This window comes from Rhodococcus sp. MSC1_016, assembly GCF_023667485.2.
GTDB lineage: Bacteria > Actinomycetota > Actinomycetes > Mycobacteriales > Mycobacteriaceae > Rhodococcus_F > Rhodococcus_F oxybenzonivorans.
Window position 1 is genome coordinate 1,567,196 of the sequence record NZ_JAMOZI020000001.1, and the last position, 18,119, is coordinate 1,585,314.

At 66.9% G+C, this 18,119-nt stretch carries 17 protein-coding genes; 13 read left to right on the plus strand and 4 right to left on the minus strand.

Annotated elements, in window-relative coordinates; all coding sequences use genetic code 11:
• Positions 1 to 18 precede the first annotated feature (18 nt).
• The 3 genes from L1080_RS07275 (at position 19) to L1080_RS07285 (ending at position 3,347) form a co-directional block, all read left to right on the plus strand.
• Positions 19 to 1,017 (plus strand): NAD(P)H-dependent glycerol-3-phosphate dehydrogenase, encoded by a 999-nt coding sequence (locus tag L1080_RS07275; RefSeq protein ID WP_109331013.1) that lies wholly within the window; start codon positions 19 to 21, stop codon positions 1,015 to 1,017.
• Positions 1,018 to 1,021: 4 nt separating this feature from the next.
• Positions 1,022 to 2,146 carry a cystathionine gamma-lyase gene (locus L1080_RS07280; RefSeq protein ID WP_159926104.1) on the plus strand — a complete coding sequence of 375 codons (1,125 nt, stop codon included), beginning with the start codon at positions 1,022 to 1,024 and terminating at the stop codon, positions 2,144 to 2,146.
• Positions 2,147 to 2,240: 94 nt separating this feature from the next.
• Positions 2,241 to 3,347 (plus strand): D-alanine--D-alanine ligase family protein, encoded by a 1,107-nt coding sequence (locus L1080_RS07285; protein ID WP_109335186.1) that lies wholly within the window; start codon positions 2,241 to 2,243, stop codon positions 3,345 to 3,347.
• Positions 3,348 to 3,384: 37 nt separating this feature from the next.
• Here L1080_RS07285 and L1080_RS07290 read toward each other — a convergent pair whose 3' ends face one another.
• Entirely contained in the window at positions 3,385 to 3,975 is a 591-nt protein-coding gene (locus L1080_RS07290) for a DUF3515 domain-containing protein (protein WP_250764548.1), read from the minus strand.
• 2 nt (positions 3,976 to 3,977) lie between these two features.
• The gene (locus L1080_RS07295; RefSeq protein ID WP_109331007.1) at positions 3,978 to 4,208 is read right to left on the minus strand and encodes an Lrp/AsnC ligand binding domain-containing protein; all 231 of its coding nucleotides are present in this window, start codon (positions 4,206 to 4,208) and stop codon (positions 3,978 to 3,980) included.
• Positions 4,209 to 4,467: 259 nt separating this feature from the next.
• On the opposite strand from L1080_RS07295, the gene L1080_RS07300 reads away from it, so the two are divergent.
• From L1080_RS07300 to L1080_RS07310, 3 genes are read left to right on the plus strand one after another with little or no spacing between them, the layout of a single operon-like run.
• Entirely contained in the window at positions 4,468 to 5,379 is a 912-nt protein-coding gene (locus L1080_RS07300; protein WP_374432511.1) for a thiamine-phosphate kinase, read from the plus strand.
• Positions 5,380 to 5,388: 9 nt separating this feature from the next.
• Positions 5,389 to 5,910, plus strand: coding sequence for a gamma carbonic anhydrase family protein (locus L1080_RS07305; protein WP_250764544.1), 522 nt, complete (start codon positions 5,389 to 5,391; stop codon positions 5,908 to 5,910).
• On the plus strand, positions 5,907 to 6,584 hold the full coding sequence (locus L1080_RS07310) for a uracil-DNA glycosylase (protein ID WP_201453661.1): 678 nt from the start codon (positions 5,907 to 5,909) through the stop codon (positions 6,582 to 6,584). Before L1080_RS07305 ends, L1080_RS07310 begins: the two co-directional genes overlap by 4 nt.
• Positions 6,585 to 6,587: 3 nt before the next feature.
• Here the strand turns inward: L1080_RS07310 and L1080_RS07315 are convergent, their stop codons facing one another.
• Complete coding sequence (locus tag L1080_RS07315; RefSeq protein WP_109331000.1) at positions 6,588 to 7,388, minus strand: enoyl-CoA hydratase/isomerase family protein; 801 nt, start codon at positions 7,386 to 7,388, stop codon at positions 6,588 to 6,590.
• Between the two features lie 121 nt (positions 7,389 to 7,509).
• Entirely contained in the window at positions 7,510 to 7,701 is a 192-nt protein-coding gene (rpmB, locus tag L1080_RS07320) for a 50S ribosomal protein L28 (RefSeq protein WP_109330998.1), read from the minus strand.
• A gap of 235 nt (positions 7,702 to 7,936) precedes the next feature.
• Here rpmB and L1080_RS07325 point away from each other — a divergent pair, with 235 nt between their 5' ends.
• From L1080_RS07325 to L1080_RS07355, 7 genes are all read left to right on the plus strand, one after another.
• Complete coding sequence (locus L1080_RS07325; protein ID WP_250765028.1) at positions 7,937 to 9,628, plus strand: DAK2 domain-containing protein; 1,692 nt, start codon at positions 7,937 to 7,939, stop codon at positions 9,626 to 9,628.
• An 8-nt stretch (positions 9,629 to 9,636) separates the two neighbouring features.
• Positions 9,637 to 11,895: an ATP-dependent DNA helicase RecG gene (gene recG / locus L1080_RS07330; protein ID WP_250764541.1), complete on the plus strand. Its 2,259-nt coding sequence runs from the start codon at positions 9,637 to 9,639 to the stop codon at positions 11,893 to 11,895.
• Positions 11,896 to 12,071: 176 nt separating this feature from the next.
• Complete coding sequence (locus L1080_RS07335; RefSeq protein ID WP_250764538.1) at positions 12,072 to 15,476, plus strand: pyruvate carboxylase; 3,405 nt, start codon at positions 12,072 to 12,074, stop codon at positions 15,474 to 15,476.
• A gap of 10 nt (positions 15,477 to 15,486) precedes the next feature.
• On the plus strand, positions 15,487 to 16,053 hold the full coding sequence (gene rsmD / locus L1080_RS07340; RefSeq protein ID WP_250764535.1) for a 16S rRNA (guanine(966)-N(2))-methyltransferase RsmD: 567 nt from the start codon (positions 15,487 to 15,489) through the stop codon (positions 16,051 to 16,053).
• On the plus strand, positions 16,050 to 16,541 hold the full coding sequence (gene coaD / locus L1080_RS07345) for a pantetheine-phosphate adenylyltransferase (protein WP_109330989.1): 492 nt from the start codon (positions 16,050 to 16,052) through the stop codon (positions 16,539 to 16,541). The genes rsmD and coaD overlap by 4 nt, the downstream gene beginning before the upstream one ends.
• Positions 16,542 to 16,649: 108 nt before the next feature.
• Positions 16,650 to 17,423: a DivIVA domain-containing protein gene (locus L1080_RS07350; protein ID WP_109335185.1), complete on the plus strand. Its 774-nt coding sequence runs from the start codon at positions 16,650 to 16,652 to the stop codon at positions 17,421 to 17,423.
• Between the two features lie 83 nt (positions 17,424 to 17,506).
• A complete protein-coding gene (locus L1080_RS07355) occupies positions 17,507 to 18,118 on the plus strand; it encodes a YceD family protein (protein ID WP_284707201.1) in 612 nt (203 codons plus the stop codon).
• Position 18,119 lies beyond the last annotated feature (1 nt).

Genomic DNA, 18,119 nt, shown 5'->3' on the forward strand with positions numbered 1-18,119 from the left:
CGATGATGAGGGGGCTGTGTGAGCAAGGCTGCTGTACTGGGGGCAGGCTCGTGGGGGACGGCTTTTGCGAAGGTCCTGGCCGATGCCGGAACCGATGTCACCATGTGGGCGCGCCGCGCCGAGGTCGCCGAATCGATCGCCGGGCGGCACGAAAACGTCGACTATCTGCCCGGCGTCGCGCTTCCGTCGACGCTGACTGCCACCGATGATGCGGCGGCCGCGCTGGACGGTGCCGATTTCGTCGTTCTCGCCGTTCCCTCCCAGTCGTTGCGAAGCAATCTGGCGGAGTGGAGTCCGATGATCGGTGAGGATGCCACCCTCCTCAGCCTCGCGAAGGGGATCGAGACCGGCACTCTGATGCGGATGAGTCAGGTCATCGTCCAGGTCACGGGCGCCGATCCGGGGCGTGTCGCCGTCCTGTCGGGACCCAATCTGGCCCGCGAGATCGCGATCGAACAACCGGCGGCGACAGTGATCGCGTGCACCGACTCGACGCGCGCGCTCGCGCTGCAGAAGGCGTCGGCCACGGGGTACTTCCGTCCGTACACGAACTCCGACGTGATCGGCTGCGAGATCGGCGGCGCATGCAAGAACGTGATCGCCCTCGCGTGCGGCATGGCAGCCGGAAGTGGATTGGGAGACAACACAATTGCGAGCATCATTACGCGCGGCCTGGCGGAGATCATTCGTCTGGGTGTTGCCTTGGGCGCAAAACCGACCACCCTTGCAGGGCTCGCCGGCGTGGGCGACCTGGTAGCCACGTGCTCGTCACCGCTGTCGCGGAACCGGTCCTTCGGTGAGCGGCTGGGGCAGGGCGGGTCCATGGAGACCGCGCAGGAGGCCACTCACGGACAGGTGGCCGAGGGCGTGAAATCCTGCTCGTCGGTTCGGGCGCTCGCATCCAGCTACGACGTCGAAATGCCGCTCACCGACGCCGTGCACCGCGTGTGTCATGAAGGTCTCGTCGTGCAGGACGCGATCGGCCAGTTGCTCGGCCGTCGTACGAAGTCGGAGTGACCGGGTGAGCGGAGATTCCACCCGCTGTGTCAAAGCTGTTGCGACAGAAGAGCAACCAGGGTCTCCGATGCAGCGGGGTCCGGTGTTCGCCGCCCCGTACCAGCTGAGCGCCGACGAAGGAACCGAGTCGGACACATATGCCCGGGCATCGAATCCTGGCTGGCGCGATCTCGAATCGGCGCTCGCCATGCTCGAAGGCGCCTCCGGGGCACTGGTGGTCGGCTCGGGGATGTCTGCGGTCACCGTCGCAGTGCGCACTCTTCTCACGGCAGGGGACACGGTGATCGTTCCCGCGGACGGGTACTACCAAGTCCGCGCCTACGCGCGGGAGCGGTGGGAGCCGCTGGGCATCACCGTGCACGAAGTGGCGACCTCGGACATGGCGAGCGAGAGCACCGCGGCGCTGTTGGCGTCGGCGGAAGGAACGACGGTTGTCGTCGCCGAGACTCCCGCCAACCCGTCCCTCGACGTCGTCGACCTACGCGCGCTGTCGCAGCGGTGCCGGGACGCCGGGGCCGTGCTCGTCGTCGACAACACGACGGCGACCCCGCTCGCCCAGCAACCTCTGGAACTCGGCGCAGACGTCGTTGTTGCCAGTGGCACAAAGGCATTGAGTGGGCACAGCGACCTCCTCATGGGCTACATCGCGGTATCGGACCCCGAATTCCTCGCCGCGATGGAGCGGGAAAGAGCTTTGTCGGGAACGGTGCTCGGACCCTTCGAGACATGGCTTGCCCACCGAAGTCTCGGAACTGCGGGGCTGCGTTTCGAGCGGCAGTGCGCCAACGCGTCGGCTGTCGCAGACCTTGTGGCCGCGCACCCCGCGGCGCAACGGGTGCGCTATCCGGGCCTGGCGAGTGATCCTTCCCACGCCGTCGCGTCGGGGCAGATGCGCCGATTCGGTGGGCTGGTGAGTTTCGAGCTCGGCTCCGCCGAGCAGTTCCATCGCTTCGTGGCAGGCAGCGAACTACTCGTTTCGGCGACGAGCTTCGGTGGCATCCACACCACGGCCGATCGCCGGGCGAGGTGGGGAGATGCGGTTCCCGACGGGTTCGTACGACTGTCCTGCGGGATCGAGGACACCGACGATCTCCTTGCCGACGTCGAACGGGCACTGTCGGGAGTGTGACCGCGGTTGTCGGCTCGAAGTCGTGAGGTCGGCGAAGTATCGGCGATCGGAGGTGGGTGCGGTGAGCACGACGCGGCGGCGGTACGGTTTGTTCGTGAGCACACCGCGTACCCGGGTAGCCGTCATCTTCGGTGGCCGTAGCAACGAGCATTCCGTTTCCTGCGTCTCCGCCGGGAGCGTCCTGAGGAACCTCGACCCCGAACGGTACGAGGTGGTGCCGATCGGTATCACGACCGAAGGGTCGTGGGTTCTCGGCTCCACCGATCCCGCCTCCCTGTCCATCCGCGGCCGGTCCCTGCCCAGCGTCGATGCCGGTGGTTCCGCGTTGGCCCTGACGGCCGACCCCACCCGCTCGGGCGACCTCGTTGCTCTCGACGACGGTGAAGCAGGGAAGATCCTCGCCTCGGTGGACGTGGTATTCCCCGTCCTGCACGGCGCCTACGGCGAGGACGGCACGATCCAAGGTTTGCTCGAGCTCGCCGGAATCCCGTACGTCGGCCCAGGCGTACTCGCGAGCGCTGCCGGAATGGACAAGGAGTTCACCAAGAAGTTGCTTGCTGCCGAGGGGTTGCCCATCGGATTTCAGGTGGTGCTGCGGCCGGGCACCGACAATCTCACCGAGGAGCAGAAGTCCCGCCTCGATCTGCCGGTGTTCGTGAAGCCCGCGCGAGGGGGCTCGTCCATCGGTATCACCCGGGTCGCCGACTGGGCCGCCCTCGACGATGCCATCGCCCACGCCCGTGAGCACGATCCCAAGGTGATCGTCGAATCGGGGATCAGTGGACGTGAGGTGGAGTGCGGGGTTCTCGAATTCCCGGACGGCGAAGTCCGGGCCAGCGTCGTCGCCGAGATCCGGATGCCGGCTGCGTCGGGCAGCGACGAGGCGTTCTACGACTTCGACAGCAAGTACCTCGATGATGTGTGCGAGTTCGATGTGCCCGCGAAACTCGACGAATCGGTGAGCGAAGACATTCGCGCTCTCGCGGTGCGCGCCTTCGCCGCCCTCGACTGCCAGGGTCTCGCGCGTGTCGACTTCTTCGTCACCGAAGACGGTCCGGTCATCAACGAGATCAACACCATGCCCGGGTTCACCTCGATCTCGATGTATCCGCGCATGTGGGGAGCGATCGGAGTCGACTACGGCACCCTCGTGTCCACCCTGGTCGATACGGCGCTCGCCCGGGGCACCGGGCTGCGCTAGACGATGTGCGCGCCCGGCTCGCTGTGCGCGCTGTGGTTCACGGATGGGGGACGGGTGCGGGATCCAGCGGCTTCTGTGGCAGAACCTTCGACACCGCATCCGACATTTCCTGCAGCGGCGTGGGTCCGACGCCCCGGGGGACGGTAAGTCCCACGTAGATCCCGCGGTCCACGGCGAACCAGCTGCTCGCGTCGATTCCTGCGCTCTCCCCGGAGATCTCGAACCACTGCACCCCGTTGATCACCTGCAATGACGACGCCTGGTCGAACTCTGCGGGACGGTCGAGGCCGCATCGCAGAACGAGTGGTTCACCCTCGGCCGGTTGCCACGCCGCGGTCGCCGCGGGTGCCGGTGGAGTGAGTTCGGCTCGCGTGTACTCGCCCAATGCGTCCGGGAGACCGGCCATCAACGCCGTGCACTCCGCGGAGGCAGCCGCGGGAGCGGGCACCGGACCCAGCGACACGGGGGATTTCGCAGGGTTGCGCCCGGCAATGACCGCGGCGACGACGATGCCGATCACCAACGCGACCGGAAGCGCCACCGCAGTGGCGATGAGAGCAGGATTACGCCGCTCGACGGGTTCGGTATCGGTAGCTGCGTCGGTCGGGCGCGATTCGTGTTCGGGCATGCTCAGATCGTCTTCGGCTTCTCGGGAATGTCGCAGGTGAGGGTGCGGGTGATACCGGGGACCCGACGGATCTCCTGCGTCACCGGCGCGATGTCGTCGGCGCTGACCCGCGCGATCACGTCGTACGGCCCGATCACGTCCTGCGCTGATTGCACCCCGGTGATCTGCGCGATCTGCGCCGCAATGGCCGAAGCTCGTCCGACCTCGGTTTGGATCAGGATGAACGCTTGCACTCTCGCTCCGGCCCTTCCCTGCTCCGCCCCGCATGGATCTCGGTAGAGTCGCGGGTGCTTCGGCGCGCTGATCGGTCACGTGCCGGAGAGTCCCGGCAACAGCTAAAAGGTACCGCAGTCGCACATTCCGTCGACCGGCCACACTGGCGCTGCGCCGGGTGATCCGACACAACGGCGCTCGTGGAGGCACACCATCACACCAACGGATACCCCGGGTTCCCCCGTTCCCCGCACCGTCGCGGATGTCGGGGAGTTCGCCGTGATCGACCGCGCCGTGGAGGGTCGCGTCCAGCCGCCCACCACACTTCTCGGGCCCGGCGACGATGCCGCGCTCGTCCGGGCGGGAGACGGCCGCGTCGTCGTGTCCACCGACATGCTGGTGCAAGGCAGGCACTTCCGGCTCGACTGGTCGTCTCCGCGTGAGGTCGGGCGCAAGGCGGTGGCCCAGAACGCGGCCGATGTCGCGGCGATGGGGGCGCGGCCCACCGCGTTTCTCGTGTCGCTCGGTCTGCCGCCGGATACCCCGGTGGAGGTGGCGGACGGTATCTCCGCGGGAATCTGGGATTCTGCCGAGGAACTCGGTGCCGGCGTGGTCGGCGGCGATCTGGTTCAGGCGGATTCCGTCGTGATCTCTGTCACGGTGCTCGGTGACCTCGCGGGGCAGCGTGCCGTCCTTCGTTCGGGCGCCCAGGCGGGCGACGTCGTCGCTGTCGCAGGCACGCTGGGTGCATCCGCCTGCGGTCTGGCTCTCTTCCTCGCGGAATCGACTCGGTTTCCTGGCCTTCTCGCCGCCCACCGCGTACCGCACCCACCGTATGCAGCGGCGTGGACCGCCGCCGAGGCGGGCGCACACTCGATGACCGACATCTCCGACGGGCTACTCGCCGATCTCGGGCACATCGGCGCCGCGTCGGGAGTCGGGATGGCGCTCGCGCGGGACGACATCGCCGTGTCGCCGGACCTGGTGTCCGCAGCTGCGATCCTGGGGACCGACTACTGGGAGTGGGTACTGACCGGGGGAGAAGACCACGGTTTCGCCGCCACCTTCCCCTCCGGCGTGCCGCTACCCGAGGGCTGGCTTCGCATCGGAACGGTCCATGACGGGACGGGCATCACGGTCGACGGCGGGCGGTGGCCGGGGGCCTCCGGCTGGCAGAGTTTCTCGGTATAGGTTGCACCCATGGCTATCTACGCACTCGGCGAGCAGGAACCGGACATTTCCCCGGACGCTTACGTCCACCCCGACGCGGTGGTGATCGGGAACGTCACGCTCGCGGCGGGCGCATCGGTGTGGCCGCAGGCCGTGCTCCGCGCCGATTACGGCACCATCTCCATCGGAGCCGGGACCAACATCCAGGACGGCACCGTCATCCATTGCACGCCGATCGACCCCACCGTCATCGGGTCCGGATGCGTCGTCGGACACGCGGCACACATCGAGGGTTCCACGATCGGCGACTATTGCCTCATCGCGTCGGGTTCGGTGGTGTTGAACGGTTCGGTGATCGGGGCCGGTTCCGTGGTCGGGGCGGGCGCTGTCATTCCGTTCAAGTTCGAGGTGCCGCCGAGACGGATGGCACTCGGCGTGCCCGCCAAGATCCGAGAAGGCTACGAGGTTCCCGAGGGGCACGTGGAAATGAACGTGAAGATGTACTCGGCCAACGCGGCGTACTACCGCGACGCCCTGCGCAGGCTCGACTGATGGCTGCGCCGCTATCCGATCTGGTGGAGGCCGGCTGGGCCGAGGCTCTCGCTCCGGTAGCCGATCGCATCACCGAGATGGGTGCATTCCTCCGCGCGGAAATTGCCGCGGGCAGGGAGTATCTTCCGTCCGGCGACAACGTGCTGCGCGCGTTCACGCACCCCTTCGCCGAAGTGAAGGTGCTGATCGTCGGTCAGGACCCGTATCCGACTCCCGGGCACGCCGTGGGGCTCAGCTTCTCGGTGGCGCCCGACGTGCGACCCGTTCCCCGCAGTCTCGGCAACATCTTCGCCGAGTACAGCAAGGACCTCGGTTTTCCGACGCCGTCCACGGGGGATCTGACACCGTGGTCCCGGCAGGGTGTGTTGCTGTTGAACAGGGTCCTGACCGTCCAGCCCGGACTTCCGGCCTCCCATCGGCGGAAGGGGTGGGAAGCTGTCACGGAACAGGCAATTCGCGCGTTGGTGGAGCGAACCGAACCCCTCGTCGCCATTCTCTGGGGCCGGGACGCGTCCACCTTGAAGCCGATGCTTGCAGACGTGCCGACGATCGAGAGCGCTCACCCTTCACCGCTGTCCGCCTCACGAGGCTTCTTCGGTTCGCGTCCGTTCAGCAGAGCGAACGAACTGCTGGACAGCCTCGGCGCCGAACCCGTGAATTGGGAACTTCCCTAGCGTTTACGCCCGCACTTCCTTGATCGATGCGAAGTCTGCGCGTCTCTTCTCGACGAAGGCATCGACGCCTTCACGTCCGATCGGGCTGTCCGCTGCGACGGCGATCGAGGCGGCCTCCGCGTCGAGTTGCTCTGCCAGAGTGCGTGTGGTCGATGCGGAGAGCAGGGTCTTGATCCCGGAGTACGAGGAGGTCGGACCCGCAGCCAGGGTTCGCGCGAGTCGAAGCGCCTCGTCCTGCACCACGTCGTCACCGACCAAGCGGCTGAGAATTCCGAGGCGCACTGCCTCGTCGCCGCTGAGAACCGCATCGGTCAGCAGGATTTCGCGAGCACGGGCGATGCCGACGATCCGCGGAAGAGTCCACGACATACCGCCGTCCGGTGTGTAACCGATCGAGGGGTACGCCGGACGCATCTTGGTGCCGGGCCCGCCGATCGCGACATCGGCGAGGCAGACGAGGCTCATTCCCGCGCCCGCAGCCCACCCGTGCACACCGGCGATCACCGGAACGGTCACCGCGTCGAGAGCGCGCACGAAGGCGTGGAAGACGCGCGCGATCTCGGCGACGTACTCGCTGCGCACGGGTGCGGCGGCGAAGGCGCGGACATTACCGCCGGCACAGAAGTTCGGCCCCTCGCCGACGAGGAGAACGCTGCCGATCCGATCGCCCACGGCCTCGAGGGCACGTGTGCCCTGATCGAGGCCTTCGCCGTCCAGCGATGTGCCGTTGTCGGCGGTCGAAATCGTGATGCGGAGCACGCCCTCGTCGAGCTGTACTTTGCTGAGTCCATCGAGAGAAGTCACGGTTGCACCCTACGTGGCGCCCGACCCGGCATCACCAGGACCCGATGTGCTGCATCGATGCGACATGACGAAGCCCCCGGCACCGAGGTGTCGGGGGCTTCGGAACACACGCAGCGTCGGGTCAGCCCCGAGCAACCTTTCCAGCCTTCAGGCAGGACGTGCAGACGTTGAGCTTCCGGGTGTTTCCGGGGGCAACTTCGGCACGAACAGTCTGAATGTTCGGGTTCCAGCGACGATTGGTACGCCGGTGCGAGTGCGAGACCGACTTACCGAAGCCGGGCCCCTTGGCGCATACGTCGCAGACGGCAGCCATAGTCGCGAACTCCTTCAAGATAGTGAACTGTGAAATTTAACTGGCCCCACGTAGGCAGGCCGCAGTGATCGCGGCCCTTACGAGGCAACCGTGCAAGAGTAGCCGCTCGAGTGCTGATTGGCCAAACTCGGCCGGATGGCCGAGCACGTCAGGCTCGATCGGCGTCCCGCGACTAGTCTGACGGCACCTTCGATTGAACCCGTGAGAGAGGATGCCAGTGGTTCCTGAGCGCCCGATGGACGGCCGAGTCCTGACGTCGTGGGCGAGGACGGCGGTCGCGGGACTCGAGGCACGGTGCGAGGAGATCAACAGTCTCAACGTGTTCCCGATTCCGGACGCCGACACGGGAACCAATCTGCTGTTCACCATGCGGGCTGCCCTCGAGGCAATCGACAAGTATGCCGGGAGCGACGGCCACCAAACGGACGTCCGTCAAGTGGCCATCGCGCTGGCCCGCGGCGCTGTGGCGGGTGCCCGGGGCAACTCGGGGGTCATCCTTTCCCAGGTGTTGCGCGGTGTCGCCGAGGCAGCGGTCTCCGGCGTCGTCGACACCAGGACTGTCCGGACCGGACTGTTGATGGCCACCAACCTGGTGACCGACGCGGTCAGCTACCTGGTCGAAGGAACGATTGTCACGGTCCTGCGTTGCGCTGCGGACGCGGCAGCGGAATTCCCGGACGATGCGCCTGTCGCCGACACAGCGCGCTCCGCGGCAGATGCCGCGGCCGCCGCACTTGCCCGCACGCCCGGCCAGCTCGACGCGCTCGGGACCGCCGGTGTGGTCGATGCCGGCGGGCTGGGGCTCGTCGTCATTCTCGATGCCTTCGTCGCGGCGGTCACCGGTGAGCGGCCCGTCCGCGCCCCGATCGCGCTGCGAGTGCCGCGCCGCCTGCCGTCCCCGGATTCAGGCACGCAGTCGTCGGACGTCGAGTTGCCGGACGCCGGCGACGACCTCGCGCATCGTGGCCACCACTCAGCCTGTGAGAGCTCACATCAGGATTTCGAGGTCATGTATCTGGTGGCCGACACAGACGAAGCCCGGATGGCAGAACTGCGGAACGCACTCGACGAGCTGGGGGATTCCACGGTCATCGTCGGTGACGGCGACGGGGGATGGTCGGTGCACGTGCACTGTGCGGACGCCGGGGCTGCTGTGGAGGCCGGTCTCGATGCCGGACGCCTACACAGGATTCGCGTCAGCAGTTTTCTCGTCGACGCGCGCGAACAGGGCAGGCTTCTACCTCCCGTCCGCACTCGCCCCGATCAGGACGATCGGGGCATCGTCGCGGTCGTGGCAGGCGACGGCGCGGCCGACCTCTTCTCGGGGGAGGGTGCGACCGTGCTCCGATGCGACGCCGCCCCCGTCACCCGCGCGCAGTTGCTCGGCATCATCCGCCAGTTGGGACGCCGAGAGGTGCTGGTCCTTCCCAACGGGGCGCTGTCGGCCCAGGAACTCGTCGCGGTGAGTGCCGCAGCCCGCGATTCCCGGCACGAGGTACTTCTCCTCGCAACCTCGTCCATGGTGCAGGGGCTGGCATCCCTCGCAGTGCACGATCCGGAACGCGAAGCGGTCGACGACGCCTTTGCGATGTCCGAGGCCGCGGCCGCCACCCGGTGGGGTTCGTTGCGCATCGCGCGGGAGCGGGCCCTGACCTATGTGGGCACCTGCGAACCGGGAGACGGTATCGGTCTGATGGGGCACGAGGTGATCGTGATCGAACCGGACGCGGTCGCCGCCGGAAAGCGTCTGGTCGACGTCGTTCTCGGGGCAGGCGGCGAACTGGTCACGCTCCTGATGGGCGCGGAAGCACCGGCCGGGCTGGACACGGAACTGGCCGATCACATCTCCCAGCGGCATCCCGGCGTCGAGGTGATGGTCTACCACGGCGGACAACCGGGAGATCTGTTGCAACTCGGGGTGGAATGAGGAATTCGATGGCCACACTCGCCGATAGGCTCGACCACCTGCTGGGGCGCAAGACCGCCGACGCGCTGGAGGCGGCGTTCGACATTCGCACCGTCGAGGACCTGTTGCGGCACTACCCGCACCGGTACGCCTCCCAGGGCCGTGAACTTGCCGAGAAGGATCCGCCGGAGGGCGAGCACATCACCATCATCGCGCGGGTGTCGTCGGCGGCAGTCGTGAAGATGAAGAACCGTCCCGGCAGCATGCTGAAGGTGGTTCTCGCGACCGATACGCAGAACGTCGACGTCACGTTCTTCAGTCCTCAGAAGGTCAAACACGTCATCAAACCCGGTGTGCGCGCGATGTTTTCCGGCACCGTGAAGTATTTCCGCAGCAAGTGGAGCCTCACTCATCCGAGTTACCTGATCCTCCCGGAGCCCCGTGCGGGCAGCGACGACCCGGTGGTGAACGTCGGGCGGATTCGTGGGGCGGGGGATCTCGCGGGTATCGCCCGGGCCGCCCAGGAGCCGGGCGCGGGCGTGGACATGTCCGTGTTCGACCGCGCCCTGATCCCGCTGTATCCGGCGACGCGGGAGGTGGAGAGCTGGACGATCATGAAGTGCGTTCGGCAGGTCCTCGACCAACTCGACCGGATCGACGACCCGCTCCCCGAACGGATTCGTCACGAGCGCAACCTCATCGGTCTGGACGAGGCGCTCCGCCTCGTCCACCTCCCCGACACTCGTGACGACATCGAGAATGCGCACGACCGGCTCCGCTTCGACGAGGCGGCGGCCCTGCAGCTGGTGCTCGCTCGACGCCGGCACGACAACGCCGAGCGGGTGGCGCCCGAGTGCCCGCCGGTGCCGGGTGGAATCGCGGACGAGTTCGAGCGCAGACTTCCCTTCCAGCTGACCGACGGCCAGCACGCCGTGGCCGAGGAGATCTCCGCGGATCTGTCCCAGCCGCATCCGATGAGCAGGCTCCTGCAGGGTGAGGTGGGGTCCGGTAAGACCATCGTTGCCCTGCGCGCCATGCTGCAGGTTGTCGATGCGGGGTATCAGTGCGCCTTACTCGCCCCCACCGAAGTGCTCGCGACGCAGCATGCGCGTTCGCTGCGGGCGTTGCTGGGTTCACTGGCGACGGCGGGCGAACTCGGCGCCGACGAGAAGGCGACCCGCGTAGCGCTGCTGACCGGGTCGATGCCGGTCGCTGCGAAACGGGCCGCACTACTCGAGGTGGTGACCGGCGACGCAGGCATCGTCATCGGCACGCACGCCCTCATCCAGGACAACGTCGAGTTCTTCAACCTCGGCATGGTGGTGGTCGACGAACAGCATCGGTTCGGCGTCGAACAGCGCGACCGGCTCCGGTCGCGGGCGCGCGCAGGCCTGAGCCCGCATCTTCTGGTGATGACGGCGACGCCCATACCCCGCACGATCGCGATGACGGTGCTCGGTGACCTCGACGTGTCCACCTTGCGCCAGCTTCCGAAGGGCCGTTCGCCGATCAAGAGCAGTGTGGTACCAGCGTCCCAGAAACCGCAGTGGGTCACACGCGCGTGGGAACGGATCCGCGAGGACGTGGCCGAGGGACGGCAGGCATACGTCGTCTGCTCGCGCATCGGTGACGGTGAGAAGGGCGACGGCGAGGACACTGTCGACGACAAGCAACCCGACACCAAGTCGGCCGTGGAAGTCTTCGAGGAACTGGGCGGCACCATCCTGCCCGACCTCCGCGTCGGTCTGCTGCACGGCAGGCTCCCCACGGACGAGAAGGACGCCGTGATGCGCGACTTCACGGCCGGCGACATCGACGTCCTCGTCTGCACCACGGTGGTCGAGGTGGGCGTCGACGTCCCGAACGCCACGATCATGGTGATCCTTGATGCCGACCGCTTCGGGGTCAGCCAGCTCCATCAGCTCCGCGGCCGGGTCGGCCGGGGTGCCCACCAGGGGCTGTGCATTCTCGTCACGGAGATGAATCCGGGTGCGCCTGCCTTCGGACGCCTGCAGAACGTGGCTTCCACCAACGACGGCTTCGAACTCGCCCAACTCGACCTCGCGACCCGGCGGGAGGGTGACATTCTCGGGGCAGCGCAGTCGGGTACCACCTCGACGCTGCGGTTGCTCTCACTTCTCGGCCACGAGGACGTGATCGCCGCGGCTGCCGAGTTCGCCCGGTCGGTGACTGCCGACGATCCACGCCTGGAGAACCACCCGGGTCTTTCTGCGATGGTCACTTCGGCTCTCGATGCGGACCGGATCGAATTTCTCGAGAAAACGTGAGAAGTCGACGAGCAAGGTGAAGCAGTTACTTCCGGTCACGTAATTCTTCGCTGCTCTGTTTCGGGCCCATTGCAGAATTCGCACACGTCAGGGGCCGCTTTGTGAAGATTGCGGACGATCCTGCATAATGGGATACCGTTTCTCCGCTGCCGGAGTTGGCGGGGTAGTTTGCTCCAATGTTCTCCAAAGTCCTGGTCGCCAACCGTGGCGAAATTGCGATCCGCGCTTTCCGTGCCGCCTACGAACTAGGTGCTGGAACTGTTGCGGTGTTTCCGTACGAGGATCGGAACTCGATCCACCGTCTGAAGGCCGATGAGAGTTATCAGATCGGTCAGGAGGGGCACCCGGTTCGGGCGTACCTCTCGGTCGAGGAGATCGTCGCCGCCGCGAAGCAGGCAGGTGCCGACGCGGTCTATCCCGGGTACGGGTTCCTGTCCGAGAATCCGGATTTGGCTGCGGCGTGCGCCGAGGCGGGTATCACCTTTGTGGGCCCGTCCGCGGAGGTCCTCGAGCTGACCGGTAACAAGGCCCGCGCAATCGCGGCGGCGAAGGCGGCCGGCCTGCCGGTGCTGGCGTCGTCGGAGCCGTCGGCGGATGTGGACGAGTTGCTCGCGGCGGCGGAGTCGATGCAGTTCCCGATCTTCGTGAAGGCGGTCGCCGGCGGCGGTGGCCGCGGCATGCGCCGGGTGGCCGAGCGGTACCAGTTGCGGGAATCGATCGAGGCGGCCGCGCGGGAGGCGGAGTCCGCGTTCGGCGATCCGACGGTGTTCCTCGAGCAGGCGGTCATCGATCCGCGTCACATCGAGGTCCAGATCCTGGCCGACGGTCAGGGCAACGTCATCCACCTGTTCGAGCGCGATTGTTCGCTGCAGCGCCGTCACCAGAAGGTGATCGAGCTCGCGCCGGCCCCGAACCTGCCGGACGAGGTGCGGGCGAGGATTTGCGCGGACGCGGTGGCGTTCGCGAAGGAGATCAATTATTCGTGCGCGGGCACTGTCGAGTTCCTCCTCGATACCCGCGGCAATCACGTGTTCATCGAGATGAACCCACGGATCCAGGTCGAGCACACGGTGACCGAGGAGGTCACGGACGTCGACCTGGTGCAGTCGCAGTTGCGGATCGCCTCGGGGGAGACCCTCGCCGATCTGGGCCTGAGTCAGGACAAGATCACGTTGCGTGGCGCGGCGCTGCAGTGCCGGATCACCACCGAGGACCCGGCCAACGGGTTCCGCCCGGACACCGGTCGGATCACGGGCTACCGCACTCCGGGCGGTGCCGGTATCCGCCTCGACGGCGGTACGTCGGTCGGGGCCGAGGTTTCGGCGTATTTCGATTCGATGCTCGTCAAGCTCACCTGCCGCGGCCGCGACTTCGACACCGCCGTCGCCCGGGCGCGCCGGGCGGTCACGGAGTTCCGCATCCGCGGGGTCTCGACGAACATTCCGTTCCTGCAGGCGGTTCTCGACGACCCCGATTTCAAGGCGGGCCGGGTCACCACCTCGTTCATCGAGGAACGCCCCCAGCTGCTCACGCTGCGCAGCTCCGCGGACCGCGGCACCAAGATCCTCACCTACCTCGCCGACGTGACGGTGAACAAGCCGCACGGGGAACGGCCGTCCGCGGTGTACCCGCGTGACAAGCTGCCCCAGATCGACCTCTCCACCCCGCCGCCGGACGGCAGCCGCCAGAAGCTGCTCGCCCTGGGGCCGGAGGGATTCGCCCGGGCGTTGCGGGAGCAGAAGGCCCTCGCCGTCACCGAGACCACGTTCCGCGACGCCCACCAGTCGCTGCTCGCGACCCGGGTGCGGACCAGCGGTCTGCTGGACGTCGCCGGGCACGTGGCCAGGATGACTCCCGAACTGCTCTCGATCGAGGCGTGGGGCGGTGCGACGTACGACGTAGCACTGCGGTTCCTGCACGAGGACCCCTGGTATCGGCTGTCGGCGCTGCGGGAGGCCGTACCGAACATCTGCCTGCAGATGCTGCTGCGCGGACGTAACACCGTCGGCTACACCCCGTACCCGGAGAAGGTGACGCGGGCGTTCGTCGACGAGGCCGCGGCCACCGGTATCGACATCTTCCGCATCTTCGATGCCCTCAACAATGTCGACCAGATGCGGCCGGCCATCGACGCCGTCCGCGAGACCGGTACCGCGCTCGCCGAGGTCGCCCTGTCCTACACCGGCGACCTGTCGAACCCCAACGAGAAGCTCTACACCCTCGACTACTACCTCCGCCTGGCCGAGGAGATCGTCGAGGCCGGAGCGCACATCATCGCGATCAAGGACATGGCCGGGCTGCTCCGCGCCCCGGCCGCGACCACCCTGGTCACGGCGCTGCGCCAGAACTTCGACCTGCCGGTGCACGTGCATACCCACGACACCCCCGGTGGCCAGCTCGCCACCTATCTGGCCGCCTGGCAGGCGGGCGCAGACGCCGTCGACGGCGCCTCCGCGGCGATGGCCGGCACCACCAGCCAGCCGGCGTTGTCGGCGATCGTGGCGGCGGCCGCGCACTCGGAGTACGACACCGGGCTCGACCTGCAAGCGGTGTGCGACCTCGAGCCGTACTGGGAGGCACTGCGCAAGGTGTACAAGCCGTTCGAGTCCGGGCTGCCGGCCCCGACCGGTCGCGTCTACACCCACGAGATCCCCGGTGGGCAGTTGTCGAATCTGCGTACCCAGGCCGTCGCCCTGGGTCTCGGCGACCGTTTCGAGGACGTCGAAGCCAACTACGCGGCCGCCGACCGCATGCTCGGACGCCTGGTCAAGGTGACGCCGTCGTCGAAGGTGGTCGGCGACCTCGCCCTGCACCTCGTCGGATCCGGTGCCTCCACCGACGAGTTCGCGGAAAACCCCGCCCGCTTCGACATTCCCGATTCGGTCATCGGCTTCCTGCGCGGCGAGCTGGGCACCCCGCCCGGCGGGTGGCCCGAACCGTTCCGTACCCGGGCTCTCGAGGGCCGCGGGCCGGCCAAACCCGAAGTCGCCCTGTCGGTGGAGGACGAGAAGGCGCTGTCCGGTACCTCCGCCGAACGCCGGGCGACGCTCAACCGGTTGCTCTTCCCCGGTCCGACCAAGGAATTCCTCGAGCACCGCGACAAGTACGGCGACACCTCCCAGCTGTCGGCCAACCAGTTCTTCTACGGCCTTCGGCGCGGCGACGAGCATCGGGTGCGGCTCGCCCCGGGTGTCGAGCTGATCATCGGTCTCGAGGCGATCTCCGAGCCCGACGAGCGCGGCTACCGCACCGTCATGTGCATTCTCAACGGCCAGTTGCGTCCGGTGTCGGTGCGTGACCGCTCCATCGCCAGCGAAATCCCCGCCACGGAGAAGGCCGACAAGAGCAATCCCGGCCACGTCGCCGCCCCGTTCGCCGGCGTCGTCACCCTCTCCGTCACCGAGGGGCAGCACATCGAGGCCGGCGATACTCTCGCCACGATCGAGGCGATGAAGATGGAAGCGGCCATCACCGCGCCTCGCGGCGGAACCGTCACTCGCCTGGCCATCGGCTCGGTCCAGCAAGTCGAGGGCGGCGACCTCCTCGCCGTCGTCTCGACGAAGGAGTCCGCAAGCGAGTGACGGACGTTCGATGACCCGCATCATCGCGGGGCTCGCGGGCGGCCGACGCCTGCGGGTCCCGCCGAGCGGAACCCGGCCCACTTCGGACCGGGTCCGTGAGGCGTTGTTCAGCGCCCTGAACAGCCGGATGGATCTCGAGGGCGCCTCGGTTCTCGACCTGTACGCAGGTTCGGGGGCCCTGGGGCTCGAGGCGCTCTCGCGGGGCGCCGATCGTGTCCTGCTCGTCGAATCGGATGCGAAAGCTGCGGGGGTCATCTCGCAGAATGTGAGTACGGTGGGATTGCCGGGTGCCGCGGTGCGGACGGCTCCGGTGTCCGCGGTGCTGGCCGGCACCGCCGACCGCGTGTACGACCTGGTTCTCGCGGATCCGCCGTATGCGGTGGATGACGGCGCAGTGCAGACGGTGCTGAGTGATTTGCGGGGCCACGGCTGGGTGGCCGACGGGTCGATCGTGGTCCTGGAGCGCTCGTCGCGGTCACCGGAGACGTCGTGGCCGGAGGGCTATGCGCCCGTCAAGGCGAAGAAGTACGGCGAGGCTCGGATCGAGCTGGCGACCTGCTACGGTCTGGACTCATGACTGGCGCTGTCTGCCCCGGATCCTTCGACCCTGTGACCAATGGTCATCTCGACGTAATCGGCAGAGCTGCCGCGCAGTTCGACGAGGTCATCGTCACGGTGATGATCAACAAGAGCAAGCGGGGCCTCTTCACGGTCGAAGAGCGGATCGAGATGCTCGAGGATGCCATCAGTGCACTGCCGAACGTGCGAGTCAGTTCCTGGCACGGCCTGCTCGTGGATTACGCGAAGCAGCAAGGGATCACAGCGATCGTCAAGGGTCTACGTGGCGCCAACGACTTCGACTACGAACTGCAAATGGCGCAGATGAACCAGAAACTCACTGGCGTCGACACGTTGTTCATTCCCACCAACCCGGCCTACAGCTACCTCTCCAGCTCACTGGTCAAGGAAGTGGCCACCTTCGGCGGCGACGTCACGGGAATGCTGCCCGAGAAAGTGCACGCCCGTCTGCTGACGAGGATCGCCGAGCGGGCCGCCGAGAGCTGATACCCGACACACCGGCCGTCACGGCACACCCCTGGCGTCCCCATCCGGCAGACTTGCACGAAGAAGGCTGCGCCGACCTGCTGAGGTCATGAAAGATTGGGGTTGCTCGTGTACCGGGTTTTCGAGGCGCTCGACGAACTTGTCGCGATTGTCGAAGAGGCACGCGGTGTGCCCATGACCGCCGGCTGTGTGGTCCCACGCGGCGATGTTCTCGAATTGCTCGACGATGTGCGCGATGCCATTCCCGGTGAACTCGACGACGCCCAGGACGTGCTGGACCACCGCGACAAGCTGGTCGGTGACGCCAGGTCCAACGCTGAAAAGACAGTCGCCAGCGCCAACGCCGAAGCTACGTCGACGATCGAGAATGCACGGGATGACGCCGATCGCATCCTCGCGGACGCAAAAGCTCAGGCCGACAGGATGGTCGCGGAGGCGCGTGCGCACGCCGAGCAGCTGGTCGCCGACGCAGAGGCAGAATCCGAGGCGACCATCGCCGAGGGCCAGCGCGAGTACGACACTCTCACCACCCGCGCCCGGTCCGAGGCCGATCGCATGATCGAGGCGGGGAAGGCGTCGTACGAGCGCTCGGTTGCGGAAGGCACCGCCGAGCAGGAACGCCTGGTATCCCAGACCGAGGTCGTGCAGCAGGCGCATGCCGAATCCGCCCGGGTGATCGACGCCGCACACGCCGAATCCGACCGGCTCCGGTCCGACTGTGACCTGTATGTCGACACGAAACTCGCCGAGTTCGAAGAGTTCCTGTCCGGCACTATTCGCTCCGTCGGACGGGGACGCCAGCAGCTACGGACGGGTTCGGGCGTGCCCGACTATGCTTCCGACTACGACGCAGACGACCGGCGGGCCGAGCGCCGCCGCTGACCGGCATTTGGATCATCCACGCCGATTGCGTATCGTGGAGTGGTTGCCCAAAGTCGTTCTCCTCATCTCGAAAGTGAAGTGTCTTGTCAACCCATCGCCGCAGCTCATCGCGTTCCCGTAGGGACGCGGATTTCGTGCTGGACACGGTCAAGCTAGGCCGTCGTCCTGGTTCGATGCGCACCGTCGAACGGGTGGTGACGGCGCCGCGGCGCATCGGACTCGACATGATTGCAATCGAGGAGGGATCGGAGATTGATCTCGATCTCCGCCTGGAAGCCGTGTCCGAGGGCGTCCTGGTCACCGGTTCCGTCAGCGCCGACACCGTCGGCGAGTGCTCGAGATGCCTCGAGCCGTTCAGCGGATCTGTCGATCTCAGCCTCACCGAGCTGTTCGCCTACCCGGACAGCGCCACCGAGGAGACCACGGACGAGGATGAGATTTATCGCGTCGAGGACGACGAGATCGACCTCGAGCCCGTCATCATCGACGCGGTCGGACTCGCGCTTCCTCTGCAGCCGCTCTGCAGCGACGACTGCCAAGGACTGTGCCCAGAATGTGGCGTTCGCCTGGCGATTGCCGAATCTGGCCATGGGCATGACATACTTGATCCTCGCTGGGCTGGTCTTGCAGCCAAATTTGGCGTGGAATCAGATCCCAGCAAGAATCTTGTGAACAACGAAGCCGAGGAGAAGTAGA

What these genes read in the sequence shown, in the direction of transcription:
- L1080_RS07325 (WP_250765028.1), top strand. Translation starts at nt 7,937, where the DNA reads ATGGACGGCCGAGTCCTGACGTCGTGGGCGAGGACGGCGGTCGCGGGA.
- recG (WP_250764541.1), top strand. Translation starts at nt 9,637, where the DNA reads ATGGCCACACTCGCCGATAGGCTCGACCACCTGCTGGGGCGCAAGACC.
- L1080_RS07305 (WP_250764544.1), top strand. Translation starts at nt 5,389, where the DNA reads ATGGCTATCTACGCACTCGGCGAGCAGGAACCGGACATTTCCCCGGAC.
- L1080_RS07290 (WP_250764548.1), bottom strand. Translation starts at nt 3,975, where the DNA reads ATGCCCGAACACGAATCGCGCCCGACCGACGCAGCTACCGATACCGAA.
- rsmD (WP_250764535.1), top strand. Translation starts at nt 15,487, where the DNA reads ATGACCCGCATCATCGCGGGGCTCGCGGGCGGCCGACGCCTGCGGGTC.
- L1080_RS07335 (WP_250764538.1), top strand. Translation starts at nt 12,072, where the DNA reads ATGTTCTCCAAAGTCCTGGTCGCCAACCGTGGCGAAATTGCGATCCGC.
- rpmB (WP_109330998.1), bottom strand. Translation starts at nt 7,701, where the DNA reads ATGGCTGCCGTCTGCGACGTATGCGCCAAGGGGCCCGGCTTCGGTAAG.
- coaD (WP_109330989.1), top strand. Translation starts at nt 16,050, where the DNA reads ATGACTGGCGCTGTCTGCCCCGGATCCTTCGACCCTGTGACCAATGGT.